26 protein-coding genes and 1 riboswitch are annotated in these 26,172 nt (G+C 73.3%); of the genes, 14 read left to right on the plus strand and 12 right to left on the minus strand.

Annotated features, from left to right (window positions below; all coding sequences use genetic code 11):
* The first annotated feature begins 190 nt into the window (after positions 1-190).
* Positions 191-1,132 carry an NADP-dependent oxidoreductase gene (locus AB0G35_RS03060; protein WP_360942725.1) on the plus strand — a complete coding sequence of 314 codons (942 nt, stop codon included), beginning with the start codon at positions 191-193 and terminating at the stop codon, positions 1,130-1,132.
* A gap of 61 nt (positions 1,133-1,193) precedes the next feature.
* Here the strand turns inward: AB0G35_RS03060 and AB0G35_RS03065 are convergent, their stop codons facing one another.
* The 3 genes from AB0G35_RS03065 to AB0G35_RS03075 all read right to left on the minus strand — a co-directional run bounded on the left by AB0G35_RS03065 (position 1,194) and on the right by AB0G35_RS03075 (position 4,101).
* Entirely contained in the window at positions 1,194-2,186 is a 993-nt protein-coding gene (locus tag AB0G35_RS03065) for a hypothetical protein (protein WP_360942728.1), read from the minus strand.
* A 138-nt stretch (positions 2,187-2,324) separates the two neighbouring features.
* Positions 2,325-2,966 carry a hypothetical protein gene (locus AB0G35_RS03070; RefSeq protein WP_360942731.1) on the minus strand — a complete coding sequence of 214 codons (642 nt, stop codon included), beginning with the start codon at positions 2,964-2,966 and terminating at the stop codon, positions 2,325-2,327.
* 97 nt (positions 2,967-3,063) lie between these two features.
* On the minus strand, positions 3,064-4,101 hold the full coding sequence (locus AB0G35_RS03075) for a cation diffusion facilitator family transporter (RefSeq protein WP_360942734.1): 1,038 nt from the start codon (positions 4,099-4,101) through the stop codon (positions 3,064-3,066).
* A gap of 319 nt (positions 4,102-4,420) precedes the next feature.
* Between AB0G35_RS03075 and cbiE the strand changes: the two genes are divergently transcribed.
* From cbiE to AB0G35_RS03090, 3 genes are all read left to right on the plus strand, one after another.
* Positions 4,421-5,704 carry a precorrin-6y C5,15-methyltransferase (decarboxylating) subunit CbiE gene (gene cbiE, locus AB0G35_RS03080; RefSeq protein WP_360942737.1) on the plus strand — a complete coding sequence of 428 codons (1,284 nt, stop codon included), beginning with the start codon at positions 4,421-4,423 and terminating at the stop codon, positions 5,702-5,704.
* A gap of 53 nt (positions 5,705-5,757) precedes the next feature.
* Positions 5,758-6,558: a precorrin-4 C(11)-methyltransferase gene (gene cobM, locus AB0G35_RS03085; RefSeq protein WP_360942740.1), complete on the plus strand. Its 801-nt coding sequence runs from the start codon at positions 5,758-5,760 to the stop codon at positions 6,556-6,558.
* Positions 6,559-6,673: 115 nt separating this feature from the next.
* The gene (locus AB0G35_RS03090) at positions 6,674-7,063 is read left to right on the plus strand and encodes a hypothetical protein (RefSeq protein WP_360942743.1); all 390 of its coding nucleotides are present in this window, start codon (positions 6,674-6,676) and stop codon (positions 7,061-7,063) included.
* A 36-nt stretch (positions 7,064-7,099) separates the two neighbouring features.
* Here the strand turns inward: AB0G35_RS03090 and AB0G35_RS03095 are convergent, their stop codons facing one another.
* Positions 7,100-8,224 (minus strand): cobalt-precorrin-5B (C(1))-methyltransferase, encoded by a 1,125-nt coding sequence (locus AB0G35_RS03095; protein ID WP_360942746.1) that lies wholly within the window; start codon positions 8,222-8,224, stop codon positions 7,100-7,102.
* Between the two features lie 269 nt (positions 8,225-8,493).
* On the opposite strand from AB0G35_RS03095, the gene AB0G35_RS03100 reads away from it, so the two are divergent.
* Positions 8,494-9,273 carry a cobalt-precorrin-6A reductase gene (locus tag AB0G35_RS03100; RefSeq protein WP_360942749.1) on the plus strand — a complete coding sequence of 260 codons (780 nt, stop codon included), beginning with the start codon at positions 8,494-8,496 and terminating at the stop codon, positions 9,271-9,273.
* A gap of 138 nt (positions 9,274-9,411) precedes the next feature.
* Here AB0G35_RS03100 and AB0G35_RS03105 read toward each other — a convergent pair whose 3' ends face one another.
* Positions 9,412-9,633, minus strand: coding sequence for a hypothetical protein (locus AB0G35_RS03105; RefSeq protein WP_360942752.1), 222 nt, complete (start codon positions 9,631-9,633; stop codon positions 9,412-9,414).
* Positions 9,634-9,771: 138 nt separating this feature from the next.
* On the opposite strand from AB0G35_RS03105, the gene AB0G35_RS03110 reads away from it, so the two are divergent.
* From AB0G35_RS03110 to AB0G35_RS03130, 5 genes are all read left to right on the plus strand, one after another.
* Complete coding sequence (locus AB0G35_RS03110) at positions 9,772-10,593, plus strand: helix-turn-helix transcriptional regulator (RefSeq protein ID WP_360942755.1); 822 nt, start codon at positions 9,772-9,774, stop codon at positions 10,591-10,593.
* The gene (locus AB0G35_RS03115) at positions 10,590-10,796 is read left to right on the plus strand and encodes a DUF397 domain-containing protein (protein ID WP_360942758.1); all 207 of its coding nucleotides are present in this window, start codon (positions 10,590-10,592) and stop codon (positions 10,794-10,796) included. Before AB0G35_RS03110 ends, AB0G35_RS03115 begins: the two co-directional genes overlap by 4 nt.
* The gene (locus tag AB0G35_RS03120; RefSeq protein WP_360942761.1) at positions 10,793-11,023 is read left to right on the plus strand and encodes a DUF397 domain-containing protein; all 231 of its coding nucleotides are present in this window, start codon (positions 10,793-10,795) and stop codon (positions 11,021-11,023) included. The genes AB0G35_RS03115 and AB0G35_RS03120 overlap by 4 nt, the downstream gene beginning before the upstream one ends.
* On the plus strand, positions 10,993-11,544 hold the full coding sequence (locus tag AB0G35_RS03125) for a CchlQ (protein ID WP_360942764.1): 552 nt from the start codon (positions 10,993-10,995) through the stop codon (positions 11,542-11,544). Before AB0G35_RS03120 ends, AB0G35_RS03125 begins: the two co-directional genes overlap by 31 nt.
* Before the next feature lie 413 nt (positions 11,545-11,957).
* A complete protein-coding gene (locus AB0G35_RS03130) occupies positions 11,958-12,497 on the plus strand; it encodes a hypothetical protein (protein WP_360942767.1) in 540 nt (179 codons plus the stop codon).
* An 84-nt stretch (positions 12,498-12,581) separates the two neighbouring features.
* On the opposite strand, the gene cobJ is transcribed toward AB0G35_RS03130, so the two are convergent.
* From cobJ to cobG, 3 genes are all read right to left on the minus strand, one after another.
* Positions 12,582-14,150 carry a precorrin-3B C(17)-methyltransferase gene (gene cobJ, locus AB0G35_RS03135; protein WP_360943088.1) on the minus strand — a complete coding sequence of 523 codons (1,569 nt, stop codon included), beginning with the start codon at positions 14,148-14,150 and terminating at the stop codon, positions 12,582-12,584.
* 101 nt (positions 14,151-14,251) lie between these two features.
* The gene (locus tag AB0G35_RS03140; RefSeq protein ID WP_030802746.1) at positions 14,252-14,884 is read right to left on the minus strand and encodes a precorrin-8X methylmutase; all 633 of its coding nucleotides are present in this window, start codon (positions 14,882-14,884) and stop codon (positions 14,252-14,254) included.
* Positions 14,881-16,437: a precorrin-3B synthase gene (gene cobG, locus AB0G35_RS03145; protein WP_360942770.1), complete on the minus strand. Its 1,557-nt coding sequence runs from the start codon at positions 16,435-16,437 to the stop codon at positions 14,881-14,883. The genes AB0G35_RS03140 and cobG overlap by 4 nt, the downstream gene beginning before the upstream one ends.
* A gap of 399 nt (positions 16,438-16,836) precedes the next feature.
* A riboswitch (cobalamin riboswitch) is annotated at positions 16,837-16,909 on the plus strand.
* Positions 16,910-16,963: 54 nt separating this feature from the next.
* Here cobG and cobN point away from each other — a divergent pair.
* Positions 16,964-20,614 carry a cobaltochelatase subunit CobN gene (gene cobN, locus AB0G35_RS03150; protein ID WP_360942773.1) on the plus strand — a complete coding sequence of 1,217 codons (3,651 nt, stop codon included), beginning with the start codon at positions 16,964-16,966 and terminating at the stop codon, positions 20,612-20,614.
* Between the two features lie 47 nt (positions 20,615-20,661).
* Here the strand turns inward: cobN and AB0G35_RS03155 are convergent, their stop codons facing one another.
* On the minus strand, positions 20,662-21,429 hold the full coding sequence (locus tag AB0G35_RS03155) for a DUF4097 family beta strand repeat-containing protein (RefSeq protein ID WP_360942776.1): 768 nt from the start codon (positions 21,427-21,429) through the stop codon (positions 20,662-20,664).
* A gap of 217 nt (positions 21,430-21,646) precedes the next feature.
* On the opposite strand from AB0G35_RS03155, the gene AB0G35_RS03160 reads away from it, so the two are divergent.
* Entirely contained in the window at positions 21,647-21,919 is a 273-nt protein-coding gene (locus AB0G35_RS03160) for a DUF1876 domain-containing protein (RefSeq protein ID WP_360942779.1), read from the plus strand.
* Between the two features lie 159 nt (positions 21,920-22,078).
* Here the strand turns inward: AB0G35_RS03160 and AB0G35_RS03165 are convergent, their stop codons facing one another.
* From AB0G35_RS03165 to AB0G35_RS03175, 3 genes are all read right to left on the minus strand, one after another.
* Positions 22,079-23,410 carry an LCP family protein gene (locus AB0G35_RS03165; RefSeq protein ID WP_360943091.1) on the minus strand — a complete coding sequence of 444 codons (1,332 nt, stop codon included), beginning with the start codon at positions 23,408-23,410 and terminating at the stop codon, positions 22,079-22,081.
* A 415-nt stretch (positions 23,411-23,825) separates the two neighbouring features.
* Positions 23,826-24,071 carry a hypothetical protein gene (locus AB0G35_RS03170; protein WP_360942782.1) on the minus strand — a complete coding sequence of 82 codons (246 nt, stop codon included), beginning with the start codon at positions 24,069-24,071 and terminating at the stop codon, positions 23,826-23,828.
* 203 nt (positions 24,072-24,274) lie between these two features.
* Positions 24,275-24,817, minus strand: a complete 543-nt coding sequence (locus tag AB0G35_RS03175; RefSeq protein WP_360943094.1) for a BlaI/MecI/CopY family transcriptional regulator — start codon at positions 24,815-24,817, stop codon at positions 24,275-24,277.
* Positions 24,818-25,197: 380 nt separating this feature from the next.
* On the opposite strand from AB0G35_RS03175, the gene AB0G35_RS03180 reads away from it, so the two are divergent.
* Positions 25,198-25,449: a hypothetical protein gene (locus tag AB0G35_RS03180; RefSeq protein WP_360942785.1), complete on the plus strand. Its 252-nt coding sequence runs from the start codon at positions 25,198-25,200 to the stop codon at positions 25,447-25,449.
* Complete coding sequence (locus tag AB0G35_RS03185; protein WP_360942788.1) at positions 25,446-25,862, plus strand: DUF5994 family protein; 417 nt, start codon at positions 25,446-25,448, stop codon at positions 25,860-25,862. Before AB0G35_RS03180 ends, AB0G35_RS03185 begins: the two co-directional genes overlap by 4 nt.
* The last annotated feature ends 310 nt before the right edge of the window (positions 25,863-26,172 follow it).

Genomic DNA, 26,172 nt, shown 5'->3' on the forward strand with positions numbered 1-26,172 from the left:
GGCGGTGCGGTGGTCCCCGGCTGGCCGCATGGCCCGGCTGGCGGCATGCCCCGGCCCGGCTGGGGGCATGGCCCGGGGGCCGTACGAGTTGCTTCCGCCGCACCGCCTCCCCTCCTGCCGCGTCCGGCCGCACCGGCGTGCTTACGATCCACTCCGGCCACCGGTCGGAAGGGTGGAAGGGAACGCCACGATGAGAGCCGTAGCAGTCAGCGCATTCGGTGAACAGCCGCAGCTCATGGATCTGCCGCAGCCCGAACCAGGGCCGGGCGAGGTCCTGGTGCGGCTGTCCGCCGCCGGACTCAACCCCGTCGACTGGAAGATCGCCGACGGCATGTTCGGCGACGCCGTTCCGGTGGCCTTCCCCCTGGTGCTCGGCACGGACGGGGCGGGCGAGGTGCTCGCGATCGGCACCGGCGTACGGCGGTTCACCATCGGCGACGCGGTGTTCGGCCAGTTCCAGCGGCCGGAGCGGGGCGGCGGCTCGTACTGCGAACTGGCCCTCGCCGACGAGAACCGCATCGCGCACGCCGCCCGCAGTGTCACCTACGCGACCTCCGCGGCCCTGCCGACGGCCGGCATGACCGCGTACAACCTCGTCGAGGAGACCCGGATCGGCGAGGGCAAGCGGGTGCTGATCGTCGGGGCGACCGGCGGCGTCGGCACCTTCGCCACCCAGCTGGCGGCCGGCCGCGGCGCGGAGGTGATCGCCACCGCCCGCCCGGCGAAGGCGGAGCTGATGCGCACGCTGGGCGCCGCGGAGACCGTCGACCACACCGCGGGCCCGATCGCCGACCAGGTCCTGGCGGCCCACCCGGACGGCGTGGACGTGCTGATCGACATGATCGGCGGCCCCGCCGAGTTCGCCGAGCTGACCCGGACCGTACGCGACGGGGGTACCGCCGTCTCCCTGATCGGCTCGGCGGACGCGGACGAGCTGACCGAACAGAACCTGCGCGGCTTCAACTTCGTCAACCGCCCCTCGCCGCAGCTCCTGGAGATCCTGGCCGGGCAGGTCGACGCGGGCCGGCTGACGGTCCTGGTCGGCCGCGAGGTCCCCCTGGAAGAGGCCGCCGAGGCCCTGGAGGCCAGCCGCACCGGCCGCGCCCAGGGCAAAACCGTCCTGACCATCTGAGCGCCCCGGCCGGGCGTCAGCCCCGCTTCCGTCAGCCCCGCTTCCGTCAGCCCCGCTTCCGTCAGCCCCGCTTCCGCCGGCCCCGCTTCCGCCAGGCCCGGACCGCCGGCGGCCCGGCCGCGGCGAGCACCGCGGTGAGCACCCCCGCCCCGACCAGCAGCCAGACGCCGGTGCGCAGCGGTCCGGTGAGCGCATCGGCGTACGCTCCCGCGGCCGGCCGGGAGACCACCGCGGGCAGCGCCGCCAGCGTGCGGCCGCGCACCAGCGCCAGCGCCACGGCCAGCAGGGCGGCGGCCGCCGCGCAGCCCGTACCGGCCCAGACCAGTGCCCGGCGGCGGCGCCGCGCCAGTGCCAGCCCGCCGCCCAGACACAGCGCGGCGGCCGGCGGCAGCAGCAGCGCTCCTCTGCGGACGAGCTCGTAGCCGGCCCGGAGCCGCGGTACGTCGGGGGCCTTGAGCAGCACGATCTCCACCCCGGACCGCGGCACCCGGCGGAGCAGGTCCAGGCCCATGCCGTTGTGCGCCACCTGACGGCGGACCCGTTCCACGACCGGGGTCAGATCGAGCGTGACCGGGGAGCGGGCGTCGCCGGGCGCGGCGAGGCTGCCGTCCAGCGTCTGGTGCGCGGACCGGTGGACGCCCTTCCACAGGGCGGGGAAGCCGCGCCCGGTGACCACCTGCCGCACCTGCTTGGCCACGAACTCCCGGATGCCACGGGTGAAATGGCGGCGCACCGCGGGTCGCCGGGCGGGGGTGACGGCCTTCAGCAGCCCGTCGATCCGGACGTGCGCCATCACCCCGTCCGTCACATCGTCGACCACGGCCCTCTGCACGGCCGCGTTGCCGGCCAGCGGCGCCACCGCCGCCACATAGCCGTCCGTCTCGGTCAGTCGGGACCGCGCCCAGGTGGCGGCCAGACTCAGCGGCAGCAGCAGCGCCCCCACGACCAGCAGCACCCCGCCGGCCAGTGCCCGCCCCGGCCACCGCGGCCCGGCCGGCGGCCCGTCCCCCTCCGTCACCCGCCCGCCCAGGCGTACGGGTGCGCTCGCTGGCATTGCGTCCTGTCCTTTCCTGCACGGCGATCACGGCGACCACCTTCCAGGCAAGTGCGAACGCCCGGCGCCCGCGACCGGGACCGGTGCCAATGGGTGAGCTCAGCTCTTCATGGTGTGCTCGGGCCGACGGCGGCGGGCTCAGCCGGTGGCGCCCGGGCCGGCCGTCCGACGGCGGCGCACCGCCCGCACCGCACCCGGACCGAGCAGCGCCGCGGCCGCGGCGGCCATCGCCCACCACGCCCAGCCACCGCCGCCGGCCGCGTCCTCGGCCCGGGACTCCGGCAGGTCGTCCACATCGCCCGAGCACGCCACCGGGGCGTAGGAACCGCCCAGGTACACACAGGCGGTGGCGGCCGCCCGCAGGGTGCCGGGCGCGGCGGTGGCGGCACCGCCGGGACGGTCGCCGAGCATGGCCTCGGCGGTGAACACCTGGATGTCGTGGGCCGGCAGGTCGGCGTGCCAGGTGACCTTGTGCTCCCCCGTCCCGCGCCCCTCGACGACGCCGTCGGGCGCGGTCACGGAGGTCGTGGTGGCGGGCATCCGCTGCTCGACCCGGACCCCGTGGACGTCATCGGCGCCCAGGTTGTGCACGGTCACGCGGTAGTCGAGCCGCCGCCCCGCCTCGGCGTCGTCGGTCCCGTCGGTCACCGCGACGGTGACCGAGACGGCGGGCGGCGCCTGCGCGGTCTGCGGGGCGTGCGCGCGGACGTCCTGCGCGGCGGCGGACGGGCCGGGGAACGTGGCGGCGCACAGCAGCGCGCAGACAACGGGTGTTCTCATGCCGCCATCGGAGCACCGCGCCGCCCCCGACCGTCGTCATGCGGCCCGCCACCGCCACGGGTTCACCCGAGTGAGGGCGTGCCCACCGGCCCTGCGCCTAGTGCCGGTGCGGCCACGGCCGGTGGACCGGCCCGTGGGCGTCCTCGCAGTGGTCGGGGGCGGCGGGCGGCTCCGCCCCCGCCCCGGGCCGCGGACCGAGCGTCAGCACCTCGCCCGCCTCGGTCTGCTCGCCGACGTGGTCGACCTGGAGCGTGGCGTGCGTGATGCCGTACTCACCGCTCAGCAGCCGCTGCAGACCGCGGCGCACCTTGTGGCAGTCACCGCCGGGGGCCACCAGGATGTGCGCGGAGAGCGCCGGCTGCCCGGAGGTGATCTGCCAGATGTGCAGGTCGTGCACCTCGACGACCTCGTCCTGGGAGACCAGCCGATCGCCCAGTGCGTCCGGGTCCAGCCCGGCCGGCGCGGCCTCCATGAAGATCCGCCCGGACTCCCGCACCAGCCCCGTACCGGCCCGCAGCATCAGCGCGACGACGACGAGCGTGGCGATCGCATCGGCCCGCTCCCAGCCCGTGGTCAGCACGACGAGACCGGAGAGCGCGGTGGCCACGAAGCCGAACAGGTCGGTGAGGATGTGCTGGTAGGCGCCCTCGACGTTCAGGCTGGAGCGGTTGGCCTTGGACAGCAGCCAGGTGCAGATCAGATTGACCACGATCCCGGACAGCGCCGTCCACAGGACCATCGCCCCGCCCACCGCGGGCGGGGAGATCAGCCGCTGCACCGCCTCGTACGCCAGCCAGACCGACAGCAGCAGCAGGGTGATGCCGTTGGCCTGCGCGGACAGGATCTCGGCGCGCTTGAGCCCGTAGGTGTAGCCGCCGCGCGCCGGCCGCGCCGCCAGCCGCATCGCGATCAGGGCCAGCAGGATCGAGACCGCGTCGGTGAGCATGTGGGCGGCGTCCGAGATCAGCGCCAGCGACCCGGCCAGCACGCCGATGGCGACCTCGACCGCCATGTACGCGGTGAGCAGACCGAGCGCGGCCCGCAGCCACCGCCGGTCCGCGTCCGCCGCCACCCCGTGCGCATGGCTGTGACTGTGCCCGTGGCCGTGCGCATGACGGTGCGCGTGCTCGGTCATGGCGCTCCTTCCTCCGGTCCCCTCGTTGCGAAGCAAACAGCACTTCGACAAAAGATCCAAAGGCTGCACCGGTGACCGTTGTCATTACCGTCGAACGGCGTATCGTCCCAGGTCAGAGCGGTGTGAGCGCGAACGTGCAGAAGCACCGAACGGACCCCGACCGTCCGGTCCGCCTGCCCGCGCGGTCGGCGCGTCCGCCCGGCCGGCGGGGCCGCCCGGCCCGCCCCCACGCCCGCCCCGCCCACCCTGGTCAGTAGAGTTTCCGCTCCCGTACGACACGCCCCCAGGTCCCGAGGCGAGAGGCAAGAGGTAATCGGCAGTGAGCCCCGCACCGTCCGCATCGGCCGCTTCCGCACCCTCCTCGGGAACGGCGGCACTCACCGTCGTCGGGATCGGCGCCGACGGCTGGGACGGTCTTACCGGGGCCGCGCAGCAGGCGCTGCGGGCGGCCGAGGTGGTCATCGGCGGTGCGCGTCAGCTCGCGCTGCTGCCGGCCGGGGAGTGCCCCGGTGAGCGCGTCCCCTGGCCGTCGCCGCTGCGTCCCGCGGTCCCCGGGCTGCTCGCCGCGCACGCCGGGCGCCGGGTGTGTGTCCTGGCCAGCGGCGACCCGATGTTCTACGGGATCGGGCGGACGCTGACCGAGGCGCTGGCCGAGCGCGGCGCCGGGCACCGGCTCCGGGTGCTGCCGCACCCCTCCTCCGTCTCCTACGCGTGCGCCCGCCTCGGCTGGCCGGTCGAGGACACCGAGGTCGTCACGCTCGTCGGACGGCCCGTCGAGAACCTCGCCCGTGCGCTCTACGACGGCCACCGGCTGCTCGTCCTGTCCGCCGGCGCCGGCACCCCCGCCGAGGTCGCGGCCCTCCTGCGCGCGCACGGTTTCGGGCCGACCCGGATGCGCGTACTGGAGCAACTCGGCGGCGAACGCGAGCGGTTGACGCAGGGCGTGGCCGCCGAGTGGGACGCCCCGGCCGACCCGCTCAACGTCATCGCGCTGGACTGCGTCCGGGAGCCCGGCACCGCGCCGCTCTCCACCGTCCCCGGCCTGCCCGACACCGCCTACGAGCACGACGGCCAGCTCACCAAGCGGCACATCCGCGCCGCCACCCTCGCCGCGCTGGCCCCCGCCCCCGGCGAACTCCTCTGGGACATCGGCGGCGGTTCCGGCTCCATCGCCATCGAGTGGCTGCGCGCGCACCGTAGTTGCCGCGCGGTCAGCGTCGAACGCGACCCCGTGCGGGCCGAGCGGATCGGCCGCAACGCGCGCACCCTCGGCGTCCCGGCGCTGCGCGTCGTCCACGGCCCCGCGCCCGCCGCGCTGGCCGGACTTCCCACGCCGGACGCGGTGTTCATCGGCGGCGGGCTGACCGCCCCCGGCCTGTTGGACGCCTGCTGGGAGGCGCTGCCCCCGGGCGGCCGGATCGTCGCGAACACGGTGACGCTGGAGTCCGAGGCGCTGCTCGCCGACCGCTACCGACGGCACGGCGGCGAACTGGTCCGGCTGGCGGTCGCCCATGCGGCCCCGGTCGGCGGCTTCACGGGCTGGCGGCAGGCGATGCCGGTGACCCAGTGGGCGGCGGTCAGACCGCCCGCAGACCGGCCGTAACTCCGCGGCCCCCACCCCCGTACCGCCCGCCTCCTTGAGGAGACCGAACCGCCATGACCGTCCACTTCATCGGTGCCGGCCCCGGTGCCGCCGACCTGATCACCGTCCGCGGCGCCCGCACGCTCGCCTCCTGCGGGGTCTGCCTCTACGCCGGCAGCCTGGTGCCGCGCGAACTGCTCGCCGAGTGCCCGCCCGGCGCCCGGCTCATCGACACCGCGCAACTGGACCTCGACACCATCACCGCCGAGATGGTCCGCGCCCATGAGGAGGGCCACGACGTCGCCCGGCTGCACTCCGGTGACCCGTCCGTCTTCAGCGCCGTCGCCGAGCAGATGCGCCGCCTGGACGCGGCCGGCGTGCCGTACGAGGTGGTCCCGGGCGTCCCGGCGTTCGCCGCCGCGGCCGCCGCGCTCAAGCGCGAACTGACCGTGCCCACCGTCGGCCAGACCGTCATCCTCACCCGCGTCGCCCAGCGCGCCACCCCGATGCCCGAGGGCGAGGACCTCGCCACCCTCGGACGCAGCGGTGCACTGCTGGTCCTCCACCTCGCGGCGATGTACGTCGACCGGGTCGTCGCCGAACTCCTGCCGCACTACGGCGCGGACTGCCCGGCCGCCGTCGTCGCCATGGCCTCCCGCCCCGACGAGCTCGTTCTGCGCGGCACCCTCGCCGACATCGCGGACCAGGTGAAGGCCGCGGGCGTGGTCCGTACCGCGGTCATCATGGTCGGCCGCACGCTGGGCGCCGAGCAGTTCCGCGACAGCCATCTGTACTCCGCGGACCGCGAACGCCCGCACGGACCGTGCGACGGCACGCCGCGGCCCCTCTCCGACGGGCCTGGGGCGTCCGACTGATCATATGACCGCATCGGGGTGAATGTCCGTTACCGGCCCGTCGGGGACCGGTAAGGAACGTGGACACGCGCGGACCAAGGGAAGCCCGCGGCACCCGAGCAAAGGAGCACCCACGATGCGCACCCGCACCCGCACGAGACTGGCCGCCGGATCCGTCGCCGCCGCAGCCCTGCTCACCCTCGCCGGCGGCACCGCCGCCGCCGACGCCCCGGCGCACCAGGCAAGCGCCCGGCCGAAGACCGACCCCGCACCGGCGGGCGGCACCACCGACACGGCGGCCCGGACGCACCCCAGCACGGGCCTGCGCGACTACGGCCGGACCAGCGAGCGCCGGTACCGCACGGACTGGATGCGCGAGAGCCCCCTACGGCTCGCCACCTGCGCCCTCGGCACGGCCCTGGGCAGCCTGACCAACGGCCCCGACTGCGTGGCGGATCGCATGGGTTACCGCTTCCGCGACGCCGCCCAGGCGGGACGCAAGGACGTCCTCCGCGCCAGGCACTGAAGACCACGGGCGTGTGCCGCGGGGGCCCGTCCGCCGTCAGCGGCGCCCGCCGCCGGCCCCGGGCCCCCGCGGCTCCGCCCGGCCCACCACCATCCCCGCCCGGTCGATGCAGATCACGTCGACGGCCACCGGCGCCCCGCGGAGCACGGCCAGCGACTCGTCCCGCGCCCGCGCCGCCACCAAGTCGCCCAGCGGCACCCCGGCCGCCGCGCACAACTGCAGTGCGCCGAGGCCCGTGTTGGCCCCGGCCACCGCCTCCGCCAGTGCCTGGTCCGCGCCGCCCTCCCGGGCCAGCTCCGCGAGGAACCCCTTGTCCACCTGGGACCGCGCCGAGTGCAGATCCAGATGCCCGGCCGCCAGTTTGGACAGCTTGGCGAACCCGCCGCAGATCGTGAGCCGGTCCACGGGGTGCCGCCGCACGTACTTGAGCACCGCCCCCGCGAAGTCCCCCATGTCCAGCAGGGCGTCCTCGGGCAGGTGGTGCAGGGCGACCGCGACCTTCTCCGACGTCGATCCCGTACAGCCGGCCACATGCGTACGCCCCGCCGCGCGCGCCACGTCCACCCCACGCCGGATGGAGTCGATCCACGCCGAGCAGGAATACGGGACCACGATCCCCGTGGTTCCCAGGATCGACAGCCCGCCCAGGATGCCCAGCCGCGGATTCCACGTACTACGGGCGAGTTCCTCCCCGTGATCGACCGAAATCTCCACCTCGACGTCGGGTTCGCGGCCTTCTTCGGGGGCCGGCCCCGTCCGGTACCGCCGCGCGACCTCCCCCAGATGCTCCCGCATCATCTGCCGCGGCACGGGGTTGATCGCCGGCTCGCCGACGTCCAGCGGCAGCCCGGGGCGGGTCACCGTCCCCACGCCGGCCCCGGCCCGGAACACCACCCCGGAACCGGGCGGCAGGCTCCGCACCCGCGCCCGGATCAACGCCCCGTGCGTCACGTCCGGATCGTCCCCCGCGTCCTTGACCACCCCGGCCATGGCGCTGCCCGTGGAGGCGTCGAGCTCCTCCACCGCCAACGCGAACGACGGCGTCTGCCCCTTCGGCAGGGTGATCGTCACCGGGTCGGGGAACTCGCCGGTCAGCAGCGCGGTGTACGCGGCCGCGCTGGCCGCCGTCGCACAGGCCCCGGTCGTCCACCCGTGCCGCAACCCCGTGTGCGCAAGCTGCGCACTCCGCCCTCCGGCGGCGGCCTGCTCGCGTGCGGCGGATCGGCCTCCGGCTGGCGCCCGGTCTCCCGCTGCCGCCGGGCCTGCCGCTGGCGTTGCCGGGTCTCCCGCGGGTGCTTGCTCTCCCGCGGGTGCCGGGTCTCCCGCGGGTGCTTGCTCTCCCGCCGGTGCCGGGTCTCCCGCGGGTGCCCCGTCGTCCGGCCGCCCCGTACCCTGCCGTTGCGCTTCACCCACGGAGGAACCCACATCCCATGCTCGACGCAGCCCGCCCGCCACGCCACGTACTCGTCCTCGGCGGCACGACGGAGGCCCGCCGCCTGGCCGCCGCGCTGGCCCCCGAGCCGTCCCTGCGCGTGACGACCTCGCTGGCCGGGCGGGTGGCCGCGCCGCGCCTGCCCGAGGGGGAGGTGCGCATCGGCGGTTTCGGCGGCCCGGAGGGCCTCGCCCGCTGGCTGCGGGAGCACGCGGTGGACGCGCTCATCGACGCCACCCATCCTTTCGCCGGCACGATCAGTTTCAGTGCGGCCGAAGCGGCCGCCACCGCCCATGTTCCCCTGCTGGCGCTCCGCCGTCCCGGCTGGGTACCGGGCCCCGACGACACCTGGCACCAGGTCACCTCCCTGGAGGAGGCCGCGGGGGCGCTCCCTGCCCTCGGGTCGCGCATCTTCCTCACCACAGGCCGCATGGGCCTCGCCCACTTCTCCCACCTCACCGACCTCTGGTTCCTCGTCCGCTCCGTGGACGCCCCGGACGCGCCGCACCCGCCCCGGATGACGACCGTCCTGGACCGCGGCCCCTTCACGCTGGAGGGCGAGCGCGAGCTGCTCCGCACCCACCGCATCGACGTCCTCGTCACCAAGGACAGCGGCGCGACCGCAACGGCCCCCAAATTGACCGCAGCCCGCGAGGCCGGCATTCCGGTCGTCGTAGTCCGCCGCCCCCCGGCCCCGTCCGGAATTCCGGAAGCGGAAACTCCGGCCGAGGCAGTGGCATGGCTCCGGCGCCTCTTCACCGAGGCCAACGAACGCTGAATCGATTCGCTTCCCGCACTCGTTCCACCAATTGCACTATCCGCCGCCGCATGGCCTCCGCATTCCGCGCCCCGCGCTCCGGCTCGCGCATCGGCTCGCGCATCGGCTCGCGCGTCGGCTCGGGCTCTTTCTCTTCGTTCACCGAGCCTCCCCTCGCAACGCCTCGGCCAGCCGACGCGCGGTCTGCGGCGTACAACGCCCCAGGTCGAGGAGCGGCCGCGGAAAATCCCCCGCCACCGACACCCCGTCCAACGCCAACGAGGGCAGAGTCACCCCGGCACGCTTCAACGCCGCCCGCAACTCATCCCGCGCCTCCTCCGCATCCTTGATCGTCCTCGCCGCCCGACTGCCTTCCACCATCTCTTTCTCCTCCCACTTGGTTCGAATCCTGGCGGGTGATGCCAACGCCCTTGCCAGTCCCTAGAGTTGTGGATGCGGTACCGCTTGCGAAAGCAGGTGGGCGTTGCCGTGGGAAAGGGCAACAAAGGGAGAGTGGGGATGGTCGAAAAGAATTCCGAGAACGAGGATTCCGCCCGCTGGGTCCTCGCCTGCGAACTCCGCCGGTTACGCGAGGTCGCCGGGAAATCCCTGGCCCAGCTGGCCGAGGAAACCAACTACGACCGCACGTACCTGCACCGCCTGGAAACCGGCGAACGCCTCTCGAAGCTGCCGGTCATGGAGGCGCTCGACCGGGTCCACGGGACGGGAGAACTGCTCGTCCGGTTGTGGAGGCTGGCGCGGCTGGAGGCGTTCAAGGACCGGTACCGCGAGTTCATGCGGTACGAGGCGAAGGCCACGATCATTCACAAGTACTCGTTGATCGTCCCTGGCTTGCTGCAGACCGAGGACTTCGCGCGGCTCGCGTTGTCGATGGGGCCGACGCCTATAAGCGGTGACGAGCTGGAGGAGAGCGTTGCGGCCCGCATGGGCAGGCAGGAGCTCTTGCGCCGCAACCCGGCGCCCAGCGTGCGGTTCATTCTCGACGAGTCGGTCCTTCGGCGTCCCGTGCTTGATCTTGCAGTGTGGCATGGCCAGTTGGCCAGAATCGCGGAGGCCGCCGAAGAGCTGAACATCACGATTCAGGTGCTTCCGTTCTCTGCCGGGGTACAACGCTTGGCGGGTGCCCCGCTCGCGCTTCTGTGGATGGCGGACGACAGTGCTGTTGCCTACTTGGAGGGCAACGGATCGGGTGAACTGATCGAGGATCCGGAAGAGGTCCAGCGTTACCGACTGTCTTACGATCACCTGCGAGATGCGGCGCTGTCGCCCCGTGACTCATTAGCGCTGATCAAGCAGTTGGTGGAGGAGAGCAGCCCATGAAGACGACGCTCGACCTGGCTGGCGTGACATGGCGCAAGAGCAGCTTCAGCGATGGCGGAGATGACAACTGCATCGAAGTCGTCGATGGTTTCCCGGGCCTCGTCCCCGTCCGTGACAGCAAGGTTCCCGACAGTCCGGTGCTGTGCTTCCCCGCTGCTGCATGGTCGTCGTTCATAGCGACGGTGAAGGATGTTCGGCTATGACGGCGTTGCCTGGCCGCAGCGGCACGGTGTGGCGCAAGAGCAGCTACAGCGACGGGGGAGCCGACAACTGCGTCGAGGTAGCCGATGACTTCCCCGGCGTCGTCCCCGTCCGTGACAGCAAGGACCCGGACGGCCCGGCGCTCCGCTTCCCGGCTGCCGCATGGTCGTCGTTCATAGGCAGCGTGAAGGGGGACGCGTGGACTGGGGGACGCTCGTCGCGACGGTGAGCGGCGGTTTGATCGCCATCACCGGCACCGTGCTCGCGGATCAGCTCAAGCAGCGGCATGAGAAGGCCCGTAGCAGTGCGGAGCGGCGGCGGGCGGTCTATATCGAGTTCATCGCCGCTGCCGGGGTGTGCCACGCGCGGCTCCGGAAGATCGCCCAGGAGCCGGAGGCCGAGGCGGACCCCGGCGCCGCCGCGCGTGCGGCGCTGACCGACGCGGCGATCCACGAGGTGCGCGAGCGGCTGTTCATCGATGCGAGCACGGCCGTCGCCGGCGCGGGCCAGGCCATGTTCGAGCGGCTGCGGGCGCTCCAGCGAGTCGTGGCGGAGGGAGGCGGGCACAGCTCACGGGCCTTCCACGACGTGTATCACCCCTACCTCGAAGCGGTCTGGGCCTACCGCGTGGCCGTGCGTGAAGAACTGGAGGGTCGTTCTCTCGCCCCTGCGGTTTTCGGCTGGGAGGAATGGGACGGCACGGACCGGTGTGTGATCTGCCGGCGGGGGCCCCTGGCTGCGGGGGCATGACGAGCCCGGCCGAAGCCTTCCGGCAGAGGTTTGGCCGAATCATGCGCTGGCGGGGCGGCGGCACTGGTCATCACGTATGGTGACGGGCCGTCAAACCCCAGGAGGACGTTCGAAGGGCGTGGCTCCAGACCAGGTTTGACGGCATGAGCTGGACGAAAACGGAAAATGGAAAACGGGGAATCGGGGGAAGTGTGTCGACCAATAAAGTCGACCCAGCTACGCTGCGCGCGGCCGCTGGCCAGGGAAAAGCCAATGGATTCCCATTCCAATTACTTCAAGCCTGAGGGCGGTGCGTCCCTGCATAATGTGGGTGCCATTGTGGCCGGTCATCCAGAAAAGGTTACTTTCCAGGGAAGGGGGTAAAGGTGATGAGTCGATGGAAGTGCCTCGTGGCAGCCGCTAGCGTTGTGCTCGTGCCCAGTCTCCTCTGTGGGTGTTCAGTCCTGGGGGAGAGTGATCCGGACCCGACCCTCAACGTCGATCAGGCGGTGAAGCGCGTCGACTCTGTTTTGGATGACACGCTCCATGCGGTACGTCCCCGGATGAAATGGCGAGATGGCCCGGCTCATATGTCGGAACGCAGAAACTCGTTCACCAATATGTCGAACGGGGAAGTGAGCGTTTACCGGGACCGCTATGTGCGCACCAAGATTTCGAAGCCGAAGCTGAAAGAGCTGCTCACGGTCGTCTACAAGCACTGGGCGAAAGTGGGGTTTAAGCTTCGTGACTCGAATCCCCGCGAGCCTTCGATATCTGCTACGGCTGCAGATGGCCGCATCGTGACACTCAAGGTCGGTGGCGCTGGTGAGGTCTATATCGGTGCCAGCGTCGGTGCGCTGTCTGATGGTCCGAGCGGTGACATTTTGGGAGAAGAAGGCGACAAATTCCCCGAGGCTCCCAGCGGCGGCCCCGACTACACCCCGGACGTGCGGGACCCCTACTGGTCCAAGTGACCTGCGTCCTGGAGACCTTTGAGCAGAAGCTGCGGTCCGCCCCCCCGAGCGCGAACCGCAGCTTGCTTACGGGCATCCGGGTCCTCACCGCTGTTCCGGATACCTCCGCGGCGTCCACACCACCTGTGTGCCGTCCCCGCGGCGTACTGCCTGGGTCTGGGAGGAGCCGATGATGAGGAGGGTGCGCATGTCGACCTGGGTGGGGTCGAGGTCGGCGAGGGGGACCGTGCGGAGGGACTCCTCGGGGCCGCCGATGTCGCGGGCGAGGATGACCGGGGTGTCCGGGGCGCGGTGTTCCAGGAGGAGTTCGCGGGTCTTGCCGACCTGCCAGGTGCGGCTGCGGGAGCCGGGGTTGTAGAGGGCGAGGGCCAGGTCGGCGGAGGCGGCGGCGTGGAGGCGTTCGGCGATGACCTCCCAGGGCTTGAGGCGGTCGGAGAGGGAGATGACCGCGTAGTCGTGGCCGAGGGGGGCGCCGGCGCGGGCGGCGGCGGCGTTGGCTGCCGTGACGCCGGGGAGGACGCGTACGGGGACCGAGAGGTACGGGTCCTGTGATGCCACTTCCAGGACTGCTGTGGCCATGGCGAAGATGCCGGGGTCGCCGCCGGAGACCACGGCGACCCGGCGGCCGCGTCGGGCCAGGTCCAGGGCGAGTTCGGCGCGTTCGGACTCGACCTTGTTGTCGGAGGCGTGCCGGCGCTGGCCGGGGCGTACCGGGACGCGGTCCAGGTAGGTGGTGTAGCCGACCAGGTCCTCGGCGGCGGCGAGGGCGCCGCGGGATTCCGGGGTGAGCCAGAGGGGGCCTGCCGGGCCGGTGCCGACGACGATCACCTCGCCGATCTCGCCGATCTCGCCGACCTCGCCGATCTCGCCGACCTGGCCTGCCTGGCCGACCTCGTCGACATGGTCTGCCTGGCCGACCGCGCCGACCTCGTCCGCCTCCTGTTCGGGCGCCGGGGACTCGGGCGGCTGCGGCGTTGCGGTCTGCGCCGCGATGCGGCTGGGGACGACCGTGACGGAGAAGTACGGGACGGTGTCCGAGTCGATCGCGGCGAGGTCGGCGGTGCGCTCGCCCGGCATCGTCGCGCGTTCGACGTAGTGCGCCTCGTCGAGGCGCCCGGCGCGTTCCATGGCGCGGCGGACGGTCGGGAAGGTGCGGCCCAGCTTCATGACGACGGCGGTGTCGGTGGCGGCCAGACGGGCGGTCAGTTCCTCCTCCGGCAGCGTGCCGGGGAGGATCGTCAGGACCTCGTCGGCCTCCGCGAGCGGCTTCCCCAGACGGGCCGCGGCGGCGCTGACCGAGGTGACACCGGGGACCACCTCGGTCGGGTAACGGTGCGCGAGCCGCTTGTGCATGTGCTGGTAGGAGCCGTAGAAGAGCGGGTCGCCCTCGGAGATGACCGCCACCGTGCGGCCGGCGTCGAGGTGCGCGGCCAGGCGCGCCGCGGCCTCCTCGTAGAACTCGTCGAGCGCACCGCGGTAGCCGCCGGGGTGGTCGGTCGACTCGGTGGTGACCGGGTAGACCAGCGCCTCCTCGATGTGGTCGGCGCGCAGGTGCCCGGCCGCTATGGAGCGCGCGATCGAGCGGCCGTGGCGGGCGCTGTGGTAGGCGATGACGTCGGCCTCGGCGATGACCTCGACGGCCCGTACGGTCATCAGGGAGGGGTCGCCGGGGCCGAGGCCCACGCCGTAGAGACGGCCGGTGGCCCGGGTGCGGGCGCCGGTGTCGGTGCCGGTTTCCTGCTGCTCGCTCACGCTCACTCTTCCTCGCTTGCCAGGGCGTTGAGGGCGGCCGCGGCCATGGCGCTGCCGCCGCGCCGCCCGCGCACCACGATGTGGTCCAGCTCCGACGGATGGGCGATGAGGGCGTCCTTGGACTCCGCCGCGCCGATGAAGCCGACGGGTATGCCGATCACGGCGGCCGGGCGGGGGGCGCCCTCCTCGATCATTTCGAGGAACCGGAAGAGGGCGGTCGGGGCGTTGCCGAACGCGACGACGGCGCCCTCCATGCGGTCCCGCCACAGTTCCAGGGCCGCGGCGCTGCGGGTGGTGCCCATACGGGCGGCCAGGTCCGGCACCGCGGGGTCGGCCAGCGTGCAGAGCACCTCGTTGCCGGCCGGCAGCCGCTTGCGGGTGACACCGCTGGCGACCATGTTGGCGTCGCAGAGGATCGGCGCGCCGTCGCGCAGCGCCTTGCGGGCGGCGGTCACCACGCCGGGGGTGAAGGCCAGATCGCGTACGAGGTCGACCATGCCGCAGGCGTGGATCATCCGGACCGCGACCCGGCTGACGTCGGCGGGCAGGCCGGAGAGGTCCGCCTCGGCGCGGATGGTGGCGAAGGACTGGCGGTAGATCTCCGCACCGTCCTTCTCGTAGTCGAACGCGGTCACTCTGGCCTCGTTTCTGGCGTTCCTGGTGGTGCGGGTGCTGCGGGTGGTGCGGGTGCTGCCGGTGCTGGGGGGTGCCCCGGGGGCGTCGGTGGCGTCGTCGGGGGCGGAGTCGGCGTTACGGGGGTGGCCGGTGTTGCGGGGGTGGCCGGTGTGGCCGGTGCTGCGTCGGGGTCTACGACCGAGACCCGGTAGCCCGCCTCCGTCGCCAGTACGTCGATCCAGGCGCCGTGCGGGTGCCCGCAGCGGCGTTCGCAGCCGGACCAGTGGACGGGGGTCGTCTCCCGTACGGGTGCGGGTGCGGGGACGCCCGGCGGCAACGCCGTGCCCGCCTCGACCGCTGCTGCCACGTCCGCGCGGACGTCCGTGACGGACTTCGCGCAGCCCGGGCGGCCGGTGCAGGCGCCGATGCGGTGCCAGGGGGAGGACGGGTCGGTGACCAGCCCGGCGGCGGCCAGTTCGCGGAGCCGGGGTGCGGCCGCGGCGGCCGGCAGACCGGGGACGACGATGCCGCGCCACGGGGTGAGACGGAGTGCGCCGCAGCCGTCGTCGGCCGCGAGGGACGCGAGCAGCCGCCACTGGGACACCGACAGCCTGCCGAGCGGGGCCAGTACGGAGAGCGCACGGCGACCGTCGCGGCCCTCGATGATGCCGGGGGCGGAGGAGTCCGCAGGGCGGACCACCGGCTCGGCCGCCCCCACCTCGTCCGTTACGGAGGACGATGGCCTCACCCCGTCCGTTACGGAGGACGATGCCTCCACCCCGTCCGTTACGGAGGACGACTCGATGCCCGCCGCGCGCAGCCTCTCCGCCACGTCCCGCGCCGACAGTCCGTGGCCGTGCGGGAGTTCGCGCACCCGCCAGGCGCCGCTGCCGGTCGCCTCCGCGGCGGCCAGGAACGTCTCGGCGGCGACCAGCGCCGCGCGCGGTACGTCCGGGCCGGCGATCCGCAGCGCCGCCGGGTCGTCACCGACCCGCAGCAGCGCCCCACCGCCGGACCCCGCCACCTCTGGGCCCGCGGGGCCCGATTCTGCGACCAAGGTCACATCGCCGCCGAGCGCCGCCACATCGCCCCGCCCGTCGTCCAGGACGAACAGGAAGCGGCCGGACAGCGCGGTCGCGGAGTCGCTCGCACACAGCAGCTCGTCCAGCCGGCGGGCCCACCTCCGCACGTCAGCAGGGGTGTTCCGGTCCAGCCCGGCCAGCGGGGAGGCGAGGATGTTGCGGATGCGTTCGTGGCGTGCGGACGGCAGCAGGCCGGCCTCGTGCAGCAGCTCGGCGAGGCGACCGCCGCAGCCGTCCGGCAGGCCGCGCAGCTCGACGTTGCCGCGCGAGGTCAGGGACAGCCGGCCGTCACCGAGCAGGTCCGCGGCGTCGGCCAGCGCGCGTGCCTGACGGACCGTCAAGTCACCGGCGGGGATGCGCACTCGGGCCAGGTGGCCGTCGGCGGCCGGGTGCAGCCGCAGTGCTCCCGGGCAGGCGTCACCGCGGGCCCGTACGGGCGGCTCGGCCCGTCGGGGCCGTGGTGAGGGGGAGGGCGGCATGGCGGCGAGCATACCTACGACGGTGCGCGGCCGATCCGGGGCGGATCCGGCCATGAAGCGGACGAATCCGGCCACCGCGGCATGGGCCCCGGAGTCCCACGTACCGGGCGTACAAAAGCCCCCGCCCGCGGTGGCGCACCGCCCCCGCCCGCGGTGGTGCACCGCCCCCGCCCGCGGTGGTGCACCGCCCCCGCCCGCGGTAGTGCACCGCCCCCGCCCGCGGTGGTGCACTGCCCCCGCCCGCGGTGGCGCACCGCCCCCGCCCGCGGTGGTGCACTGCCCCCGCACCGCCCCCGCACCGCCCCCACCCAGGCCCGCTTACCTCCTCCGCCCGCAGCCCTTACTATGCAGGTCGGCGGGTCGGCTGACCCGCCGGACGCCAGCGACGGCGCCGGGCCCTCGGGCCCGAGGGAGGAAGCCCGGTGAGAATCCGGCGCGGTCCCGCCACTGTGAACCCGGCCGGTGCCGGGTGAGTCAGGAACTCCCGCCGTCCACGACCACCCGGGGCGCGGACACCCCGAGGAAGGCCAGCGCTCGCATGCTGCATTCGTCCGGGGACCACCCCGCGGCCCCCCGAATCCTGCTGCTGTCGACCTCCGACACCGACCTGCTCAGTGCCCGCGCGGCCACCGGCCCGGTGGCGTACCGGCTCGCCAACCCCGCCCGCCTCGACGTCACCGAGCTGCCCGACCTGCTCGACGGCACCGAGCTCGTGGTCGTACGCCTCCTCGGCGGCATCCGCGCCTGGCAGGAGGGCCTCGATCTGCTGCTCGCCGAGGGCCAGGACCGTCCGGTCGTCGTCCTCACCGGCGAACAGGCCCCGGACGCCCAGCTCATGGAGCAGTCCACGGTCCCGGTCGGCATCGCGGCCGAGGCGCACGCCTACCTCGCGCACGGTGGCCCCGGCAACCTCGAACAGCTCGCGCGCTTCCTCTCCGACACCGTGCTGCTCACCGGCCACGGCTTCGAACCGCCGGTGCCCGCCCCCACCTGGGGCCGCCTGGAGCGCCCGGCCGCCGACGGCACCGGCCCGGTCGTGGCCGTGCTCTACTACCGCGCCCACCACATGAGCGGCAACACCGCCTTCGTGCACGAACTGTGCGCGCAGATCGAGACGGCCGGCGGCCGCCCGCTCCCGCTGTACGTCGCCTCGCTCCGCGCCCCCGAGGCGGAACTCGTCGATGCGCTGCGGAGCGCCGACGCCATCGTCACCACCGTCCTCGCCGCCGGCGGCACCAAACCCGCGGAGGCCGGCGCCGGCGGTGACGACGAGTCCTGGGACGCCGGCGCGCTGGCCGCGCTGGATGTGCCGATCCTCCAGGCACTGTGCCTGACCGGGCCGCGCAGCGCCTGGGAGGAGAACGACGAGGGCCTGTCGCCGCTCGACGCCGCCTCGCAGATCGCCGTCCCCGAGTTCGACGGCCGGCTGATCACCGTCCCGTTCTCCTTCAAGGAGGTCGACGAGGACGGCCTTCCGGTCTACGTCGCCGACCCCGAGCGCGCCGCCCGGGTCGCCGGCATCGCGGTGCGCCACGCCCGGCTGCGCCACCTCCCCAACGCCGACAAGCGCCTCGCGCTGGTGCTCTCCGCCTACCCGACCAAGCACTCCCGGATCGGCAACGCCGTCGGCCTGGACACCCCCGCCTCCGCCGTCGAACTGCTGCGGCGGCTGCGCGCGGACGGCTACGACTTCGGTGACGAGACCGCCGAGCCCGTGCCCGGCCTGGAATCCGGCGACGGCGACGAGCTGATCTACGCCCTGATCGAGGCAGGCGGCCACGACCAGGAGTGGCTCACCGAGGAGCAGCTGGCCCGCAACCCCGTCCGCATCCCGGCCGCCGACTACAAGCGCTGGTACGCCACCCTCCCGGAGGAGCTGCGCGCGTCGGTGGAGGAGCACTGGGGGCCGCCGCCGGGTGAGATGTTCGTGGACCGCACCCACAACCCCGACGGTGACATCGTCCTCGCCGCGCTGCGCCGCGGCAATCTGCTGGTCCTCATCCAGCCGCCGCGCGGCTTCGGTGAGAACCCGATCGCGATCTACCACGACCCCGATCTGCCGCCCTCACACCACTACTTGGCGGCCTACCGCTGGATCGCCGCGCCCCGCGAGGACGGCGGGTTCGGCGCGGACGCCATGGTCCACCTCGGCAAGCACGGCAACCTGGAGTGGCTGCCCGGCAAGAACGCCGGCCTGTCCGCCGCCTGCGGCCCGGACGCCGCCCTCGGCGACCTCCCGCTCGTCTACCCCTTCCTGGTCAACGACCCCGGCGAGGGCACCCAGGCCAAGCGCCGGGTGCACGCCACCCTCGTCGACCACCTCGTCCCGCCGATGGCCCGCGCCGACTCCTACGGCGACATCGCGCGCCTGGAGCAGCTGCTCGACGAGTACGCGCAGATCTCCTCCATGGACCCGGCCAAGCTCCCGGCCATCCGCGCCCAGATCTGGACGCTCATCCAGGCCGCCAAGCTCGACCACGACCTGGGCCTGGAGGAGCGCCCGGACGACGACGGCTTCGACGACTTCCTGCTGCACGTCGACGGCTGGCTGTGCGAGGTCAAGGACGCCCAGATCCGCGACGGCCTGCACGTCCTCGGCGCCGCGCCGACCGGCGAGGCCCGGGTCAACCTCGTCCTGGCCATCCTCCGCGCCCGCCAGATCTGGGGCGGCACCTCCGCCCTGCCCGGCCTGCGCGAGGCGCTCGGCCTCGACGAGTCCGCCGCGACCCGCACCGCCGCCGATGACGCCGAGAGCCGGGCCCGTGCCCTCGTCCAGGCGATGGAGGACGCCGGCTGGGACCCGGCCGCGGTGCCTTCCGTGGCCGCCGGGCACGGCCCGCAGGTCGCCGACATCCTCGACTTCGCCGCCCGCCAGGTCGTCCCGCGCCTCGCCGCCACCACCGACGAACTCGACCACGCCGTGCACGCCCTGAACGGCGGCTTCGTCCCGGCCGGCCCCTCCGGCTCGCCGCTCCGCGGCCTGGTCAACGTGCTGCCGACCGGCCGCAACTTCTACTCCGTCGACCCCAAGGCCGTCCCCTCCCGCCTCGCCTGGGAGACCGGCCAGGCCCTCGCCGACTCCCTGCTGGAGCGCTACCGCACCGACAACGGCGACTGGCCGCAGTCCGTCGGCCTGTCCCTGTGGGGCACCAGCGCCATGCGCACCAGCGGCGACGACGTGGCCGAGGCGCTGGCGCTGCTCGGCGTCCGCCCCGTATGGGACGACGCCTCCCGCCGCGTCACCGGCCTCGAAGCCATCCCGCCGGCCGAGCTCGGCCGCCCCCGCATCGACGTCACGCTGCGCATCTCCGGCTTCTTCCGCGATGCGTTCCCGCACGTCACGGGCCTGCTGGACGACGCGGTACGGCTCGCGGCATCCCTCGACGAAGGGGCCGAGGACAACTTCGTGCGTGCCCACGCCCAGGCCGACCTGGCCGTCCACGGCGACGAACGGCGCGCCACCACCCGCATCTTCGGCTCCCGCCCCGGCACCTACGGCGCGGGTCTGCTCCAGCTGATCGACTCCCGCGACTGGCGCACCGACGCCGACCTCGCCGAGGTCTACACCGTCTGGGGCGGCTACGCGTACGGCCGCGGCCTCGAAGGCCGGCCGGCCCGGGACGAGATGGAGGCCGCTTACAAGCGGATCGCGGTGGCCGCCAAGAACACCGACACCCGCGAACACGACATCGCCGACTCCGACGACTACTTCCAGTACCACGGCGGCATGGTGGCGACGGTGAAGGCCCTGCGCGGCGGCAAGGCGCCGGAGGCCTACATCGGCGACTCCACCCGCCCGGAGACCGTCCGCACCCGCTCGCTGGTCGAGGAGACCTCCCGGGTCTTCCGCGCCCGGGTCGTCAACCCGCGCTGGATCGAGGCGATGCGCCGGCACGGCTACAAGGGCGCCTTCGAGCTCGCCGCCACCGTGGACTACCTGTTCGGCTACGACGCCACCACGGGCGTGGTCGCCGACTGGATGTACGACAAGCTCGCCCAGACCTACGTCCTCGACCCGGAGAACCGGGCCTTCCTCCAGGACGCCAACCCCTGGGCCCTGCACGGCATCGCCGAGCGTCTCCTGGAGGCCGAGTCCCGCGGCATGTGGGAGAAGCCGGACGCACAGACCCTGGCCGCCCTGCGCGATGTCTTCCTGGAGACGGAGGGCGAGCTGGAGGGCGAGGAGTAGCCGCCCCGGGTGCCCGGCCGGTCGGCCGGGCACCGGCCGGTCACGCCTTACGCCGCCTTCGCGGTGATGTCCCCGTTCGAGGTGGTCAGGTCCAGCCGGTAGCGGGCCGAGGGGTCGTCGGTGAGCGCGATGTGCTTCGCGCCGTTGCTGGTGTGCGCGGAGACGGCGTAGCGGCCCTTCGGCATCCGTACGGTGACCGAGCCGTTGGAGGTCTTCGCGCGGACGTCCTGCGGCCGGGCCGGGGTCAGGTCGATCGCGCCGTTGGACGTCTCCGCGGTGAGGTGCCCGCCGGACAGGCCGCGGCCGGTGATCCGGCCGTTGCTGGTCCGTACGTCGACCGGGCCGGTGACGCCGTCGAGAGCGACGGCCCCGGAACTGGTGGTCACCTTCACCGCGCCCACCTTGCTCAGGTGCACCGCCCCGTTCGAGGTCTCCCCGCTGACCGGGAGGCCGGCCGGAAGGTCGACCGTGTACGTCACCGAGCAGGCGTCGCCGCAGCCGCCGAGCACCAGCACCCCGTCCTCGACCCGGTGCGTCGCCCCCTCCGGGCGGTCGCCGTGGTACTCCACCGAGCGGTGCAGCGAGACCCCGTCGCCGTTCTTGCCGGAGCCCTTGCCGCCGCGGACCGTGACGCCCCCCGAGTCGGTGTCCAGACGGACGGCCGTGATCTTCTTCGACAGCGTGGCGTCGTCCTCGAAGGTCTTGCCGGGCAGCAGACCGCAGGCGCCGAGGCCGCACACCCCGACGACGGCCACCGCGGCGCCCACGAGGGCACGGCGCGGCGGGCGGGTGCGGTGCTGATGACGGTGAAGCATCAAGTCCCCCGGTGTGAACGGCAGTTGGTGGTCGGTATCGGTCGGCCGCCGGACGGCCGCGAAGCAGGAGACTAGGCCGCCGGCGAGGGCGCCGACCATGGGGAAAACCCGAGAGTGGAGGGTGCAAAAAGCCCCAGGTGCGGCCCGCGGGCCCCGGTGCGAGGATTTTCGTGGGGGCGGTGCATGTGCTGCGTACGGGCGGATGAGGAGGCTTCCGGTGACTGCCACGAAGACATGGAACACCGAGATCAGCATCACCGAGGCGGGCAGCGAGGTCCGGGCGGAGGCCAGGCTGCGCGGCAAGGAAGGCGGCCAGATGGTCGGCCAGGGTTCGGCGCGCTGCAATCCCGCGGACGAGAACGTCCCGGCCATCGGCGACGAGTTGGCCGTGGCCCGGGCGATGTCGGACCTCAGCCACCAGCTGCTGCAGCGGGCGGCGCACGACATCGAGGTCCACACCTCCCGGCCGGTGGAGCGGCTGCAGGCGTGAGGAGCCGGCAGGGCTGAGGCGTACGGGGAGGCGGAGCCCGGGCGACCGCGAGCGGCCCGGGCACACCGTGCTGCTCCGGCACGGTGTGCCGCTCGGGGCCGCGGTGGGACGTCCCCCGGCCGGTGGCGTCCCTAGCCGCCCCTCGACCCGGTGGCGTCCCTAGCCGCCCATCAACGCCGTGAAGTCCGGACCGATGGTCAGCGTCAGCGCGCCCGGTGTCGCGTCGGCGGACGGGGCCGGCTTCAGGCCCGGAAGGCGGCCGGCGAGGACCTCGCTCTGCGGCTTGAGGGAGCCCGCGTAGGTGAGCGTGGTCTTGTCCGTCGTCGGGGCGTTGCCGGTCCCGACGACCGTGAAGCCGAGCCGCCGCAGCTGCTCCGCGGCGGAAGCGGCCTGGCCGGAGGTGCCGGTGCCGTTGAGGACGCGTACTCGCACCGAGCGCGCGGTCATCGGGTTCTTGGCGGCCTCGGCGAACTTCTTCTTGCCGGCCGCGCCGATCTCGCGGTCGTGGGCGAGGTCGCTGAACAGCCGGCCGGCCTCCGGGTACTGCCAGATCACATTGGCGTGGTCGGTGGGGACGTCGGCCTCGCGGTAGTAGTTGGGCACGGTCAGGAAGGTGAGGCGGTCGGTGGGGATGTCCTTGACCGTCGAGGCCAGGTCGTAGAGCGGTTTGAGGCCGGCCAGCTCCGTGTCGGTGGTGAGGGACTTGGTCGCCGAGTCCAGGAAGCCGTAGAGGTCGCCCGGGCTGGTCAGCTTGGACTGCGCCTTCGCGGCCAGCGCCTTCATGAACTCCTGCTGGCGGCCGATCCGCCCGAGGTCGGAGCCGTCGCCGACGCTGTAGCGGGTGCGGACGTAGCCGAGCGCCTTCTCGTCCTGGACGTTCTGGCACCCGGCGTCCATGTCCAGGTGGGCCTTCTTGTCGTGGATGGCGTGCTTGGGGCAGACCTCGATGCCGCCGAGCGCGTTGACCATGCCCTTGAAGCCCTGGAAGTCGATCGAGGTGAAGTGGTCGATCCGCAGGCCGGTGTTCTTCTCGACGGTCTTGATGGTGCAGGCCGCGGCCTTCGTGACGCTGCCGGAGTCACCGCCGATCGAGAACGCCTCGTTGATCTTGAAGTGGTGCGGGGACGACTTCGAGCCGTTGCCGCGGATGCATGCGGGGATCTGCACCCAGGAGTCACGGGGGAACGACACCGCGGTGGCCCACCTATGGTCGGCCGAGATGTGCAGCAGCATCAGGGTGTCCGACTGCATGGTGGTCAGGCCCTTGCCGTATTTGGCATTGGCGCCGGCCCGGCTGTCGGAGCCGACGACCAGGATGTTCTTGGAGCCGGGGCTGAGGTTGACCGGGCGCTTGCCGTCGACGCCGATGTCCACGCCGTGGATGTTGCCGTCCAGGTGCTGGTAGACCCACGCGCCGACCCCGGCCGTGCCGAGGATCAGGACGCCGAGCACACCGCCGGTCCAGGCCACGATCCGGCCGCGGCGGGTCATCCGGACCTTCCCGCCCGACGCGCTTCGCCTGCCCGACGGTTTCGCCCTGCTCGCCCTGCGGGAGCCGCCGGACCGGCGGCCGGGCCCGTCGGGGGAGGCGTCCGGCGTGGCGTCGGGGGTCGCGTCGTCGTCCCGTCGGGCCGTCTGCTGGTGCGGCTGCCTGTCATGCACGCGGGTGGCCCTTCTGGCTCTTCTGCTCGCGCCGGACCTGCCGGGGAAGCCGTTCCCGCCGGGAAGGCTCGTCCTGCCGGTCCTGCTGCTGGTTCTGCTGGTCGGGGGGTGCTGGTCGAACTGCTCGTACCCGGCACATTCGGTACGAGGAGTGCGCCGGTCTGCTGATGCAGATGGTTCAGGGGCCGCGAAGGTTGCACGGGACGCCGAAGTCGCGGTGCGGGGCAGGCGGGGTGGCGGTGCGTCAGATGACCGTGGTGGGCAGCAGCCGGACGGATTCCGGGTCGTAGCGGCACCACCGCGGGCCGCCGCCGGGCAGCGTCCGCAGCCGGCACCACTCCTCGCCGGAGGTGTCCGTCCACCACCCGCTGATCCGGCCCAACGCCCAGGTGTGGTCCGGATAGCGGACCTCCACCGGTTGGTAGACCCACCGCACCTCCGCCTCGGGAGGCGGGCTGTCCCGGCTCAGGAGTCCGCACCTCGTCGCCATCTCCCCCTCCGGACACGCCCGTTGTGCATGTGTGCACGACTCTACCGGCAAGTTCTACACGGGTGTAGAAGAAGTCCGGGGCGCCGACGACGGGAGCGGACCCGGTCGGATCAGAACAGTGTGCCCGTCGTGCGGACCCGCCGCCCCCGGAACGGCACAACGGACGCCACGTGTGCTCGCCGGCGAAGGCGAGCGCGGAACGATCAGGCTCCGTGGGCTTCGTCCGGGTGGGCCGGGTCGGCGGCGTCGCCCGTGGCCCGGTGCGGGGCGCTCGTCCCGCGCCGGCCGGGGGCGTCGGCCGCGGCGCGGTCGAGGAGGGTGCGCAGCAGTTTCTCGTCGTGGGCCGGCAGCGCGGAGACGAAGCTGGTGAGGACCGCGTCCCGGTCCGGTTCGCCGTCCAGGACGCGGCGCATCCGCAGCGCGGCGAGCCCGGCCTCGTCGGCGGCCGGGGTCCACACGTAGGCGCGGCCGGAGCGTTCGCGGAAGACGGCCTGTTTGGCGTGCAGGCGGGACAGGATCGTCATGACGGTCGTGTACGCGAGGTCGCCGCCGAGCCGTTCCTGCACCCAGGCGGCGGTGACCGGACCCGGTGCGCGGTGCAGCGCGGCCAGCACCTGGGACTCCAGCTGGCCCTGCCCGCGCCGGCGGCCGCGCTCCCGCCCCGCCGCGCCGAAGTGCCCGTGTCCGGGATCCCCGCGACCGGCTCCCCCGGCGCCCGGCGCCTTCCCGAAGGGCGTCCCGCCCATGCCGTCGTCTCCCATCGCGCGGGGCGTCCCGTTGGCCGGGACGTCGGGGCATCTTAGACGCCGGCACCTGTCGCCGCCCGGGGGACGAAGGCGGGTGGGCCCGGGCATCTACAGGCCTGTAGACGTAGTCGCGCCACGGGTCCCGACCAACGGCGGGCGCGCGGATCACCGGGCCCGGTGGGCGGCCGCCCGGGCAGGCCCGCTACCGAGAGCACAGGGCCCTTCACCTGCTGCGGAGGGATGCGCCGGGCCGGTGCGGGGTACCGTAAAACCAAGGGACTCGGGGACCCACAACACCGGGCGCACCAGGATCGGCCGCGCTCCACCGACCGTCTGCCGTTCACCGATCTGCCGCGGTTCGCCCGAGTGAGGTGAGCACCATGCAGACTCTGTTGACCGTGGTCGTGCTGCTGGCGCTGATCGCGCTGGGGGCGCTGTTCATCGCACGGGTCAATGCCCAGCAGGCCGGCCGGATGGCCACCCACCGGTACGCGGACCGGATGCAGTCGATGCGGCGGCGGATCCGCAGGCGCCCGCGCGACGGCGCCCGCTCGGGACCGCTGACCGGCCCCCCACCCCCCTCACCACCACCCTCACCACCGCCCTCCGGCAAGACGGGCGGCGAGCTGTGACGACCGCCGGTCAGCACCACGCCCCGCCGCCCGTCGCCCGGGTGGCCATCGCCCCGCACAGCGAGACGGTCCGGCGCATCGACGGGATCTGGTGGCCGCATTCGACCGATCTGCTGGCCGAACTCCCCGCGCTGCTCATGGCGTTGCCCTTCGACTGGCCGCGGATCACCCACGCCACCGTGAACGGTGACGCCTGGCGCGCCCTGCCGGCCCGGATCATCGTCGACGGCCACGTCGTCCGCCTGCGCCGGACCAGCGGCCACCACGGCCCGGACACCCTCTGCCTGGTCTCCACCGGCCACGGCCGCTGGGACCTGCTGATCATCCCGCCCGCCACCCCCGAAACCGAGGCCGTCCGCGTGATGGCGGAGATGGCCCGCACGGGAGCGCTGACCCCGGTCACCCCGGCCTGACGGTCCGGCCCACTCGGACCTGCCTACCGGCTCCCTTACCCGACCTGCCTACCGGCTCCCTTACCCGAACTGCCCCGACTCGCGTCAGCCGCCGCTTCGGCCTGCCTGGGGTACCTGCCCCGCCCGGGCCGCCTGCCGCTCGCGCCCGTCATGACCCGCCATAACCCGGGGTCCCGCGGCGCGCACCCGGGGCGGCTACTGCGTACGGGTGGTGTTCATCGGAAGAACGCCGCCCCGGGGGCGTCGGTCCGTGAATCCTCCCATTGCGTACTCATCATAAGAAAACGCAACAGAAGCGGCGCAACGTAAG

The sequence above is a fragment of the Streptomyces sp. NPDC021749 genome, assembly GCF_040640655.1.
Lineage (GTDB): Bacteria > Actinomycetota > Actinomycetes > Streptomycetales > Streptomycetaceae > Streptomyces.

Coding starts and splice junctions, on each gene's coding strand:
- AB0G35_RS03180 (WP_360942785.1), top strand. CDS start 25,198: ATGCAGACTCTGTTGACCGTGGTCGTGCTGCTGGCGCTGATCGCGCTG.
- AB0G35_RS03090 (WP_360942743.1), top strand. CDS start 6,674: ATGCGCACCCGCACCCGCACGAGACTGGCCGCCGGATCCGTCGCCGCC.
- cobG (WP_360942770.1), bottom strand. CDS start 16,437: ATGCTCGCCGCCATGCCGCCCTCCCCCTCACCACGGCCCCGACGGGCC.
- cobJ (WP_360943088.1), bottom strand. CDS start 14,150: ATGACCGTACGGGCCGTCGAGGTCATCGCCGAGGCCGACGTCATCGCC.
- AB0G35_RS03115 (WP_360942758.1), top strand. CDS start 10,590: ATGAAGACGACGCTCGACCTGGCTGGCGTGACATGGCGCAAGAGCAGC.
- AB0G35_RS03165 (WP_360943091.1), bottom strand. CDS start 23,410: ATGACCCGCCGCGGCCGGATCGTGGCCTGGACCGGCGGTGTGCTCGGC.
- AB0G35_RS03065 (WP_360942728.1), bottom strand. CDS start 2,186: ATGCCAGCGAGCGCACCCGTACGCCTGGGCGGGCGGGTGACGGAGGGG.
- AB0G35_RS03155 (WP_360942776.1), bottom strand. CDS start 21,429: ATGCTTCACCGTCATCAGCACCGCACCCGCCCGCCGCGCCGTGCCCTC.
- AB0G35_RS03175 (WP_360943094.1), bottom strand. CDS start 24,817: ATGGGCGGGACGCCCTTCGGGAAGGCGCCGGGCGCCGGGGGAGCCGGT.
- cobN (WP_360942773.1), top strand. CDS start 16,964: ATGCTGCATTCGTCCGGGGACCACCCCGCGGCCCCCCGAATCCTGCTG.
- AB0G35_RS03105 (WP_360942752.1), bottom strand. CDS start 9,633: ATGGTGGAAGGCAGTCGGGCGGCGAGGACGATCAAGGATGCGGAGGAG.
- cobM (WP_360942740.1), top strand. CDS start 5,758: ATGACCGTCCACTTCATCGGTGCCGGCCCCGGTGCCGCCGACCTGATC.
- AB0G35_RS03075 (WP_360942734.1), bottom strand. CDS start 4,101: ATGACCGAGCACGCGCACCGTCATGCGCACGGCCACGGGCACAGTCAC.
- AB0G35_RS03170 (WP_360942782.1), bottom strand. CDS start 24,071: ATGGCGACGAGGTGCGGACTCCTGAGCCGGGACAGCCCGCCTCCCGAG.
- AB0G35_RS03110 (WP_360942755.1), top strand. CDS start 9,772: ATGGTCGAAAAGAATTCCGAGAACGAGGATTCCGCCCGCTGGGTCCTC.
- AB0G35_RS03100 (WP_360942749.1), top strand. CDS start 8,494: ATGCTCGACGCAGCCCGCCCGCCACGCCACGTACTCGTCCTCGGCGGC.
- AB0G35_RS03120 (WP_360942761.1), top strand. CDS start 10,793: ATGACGGCGTTGCCTGGCCGCAGCGGCACGGTGTGGCGCAAGAGCAGC.
- AB0G35_RS03070 (WP_360942731.1), bottom strand. CDS start 2,966: ATGAGAACACCCGTTGTCTGCGCGCTGCTGTGCGCCGCCACGTTCCCC.
- AB0G35_RS03060 (WP_360942725.1), top strand. CDS start 191: ATGAGAGCCGTAGCAGTCAGCGCATTCGGTGAACAGCCGCAGCTCATG.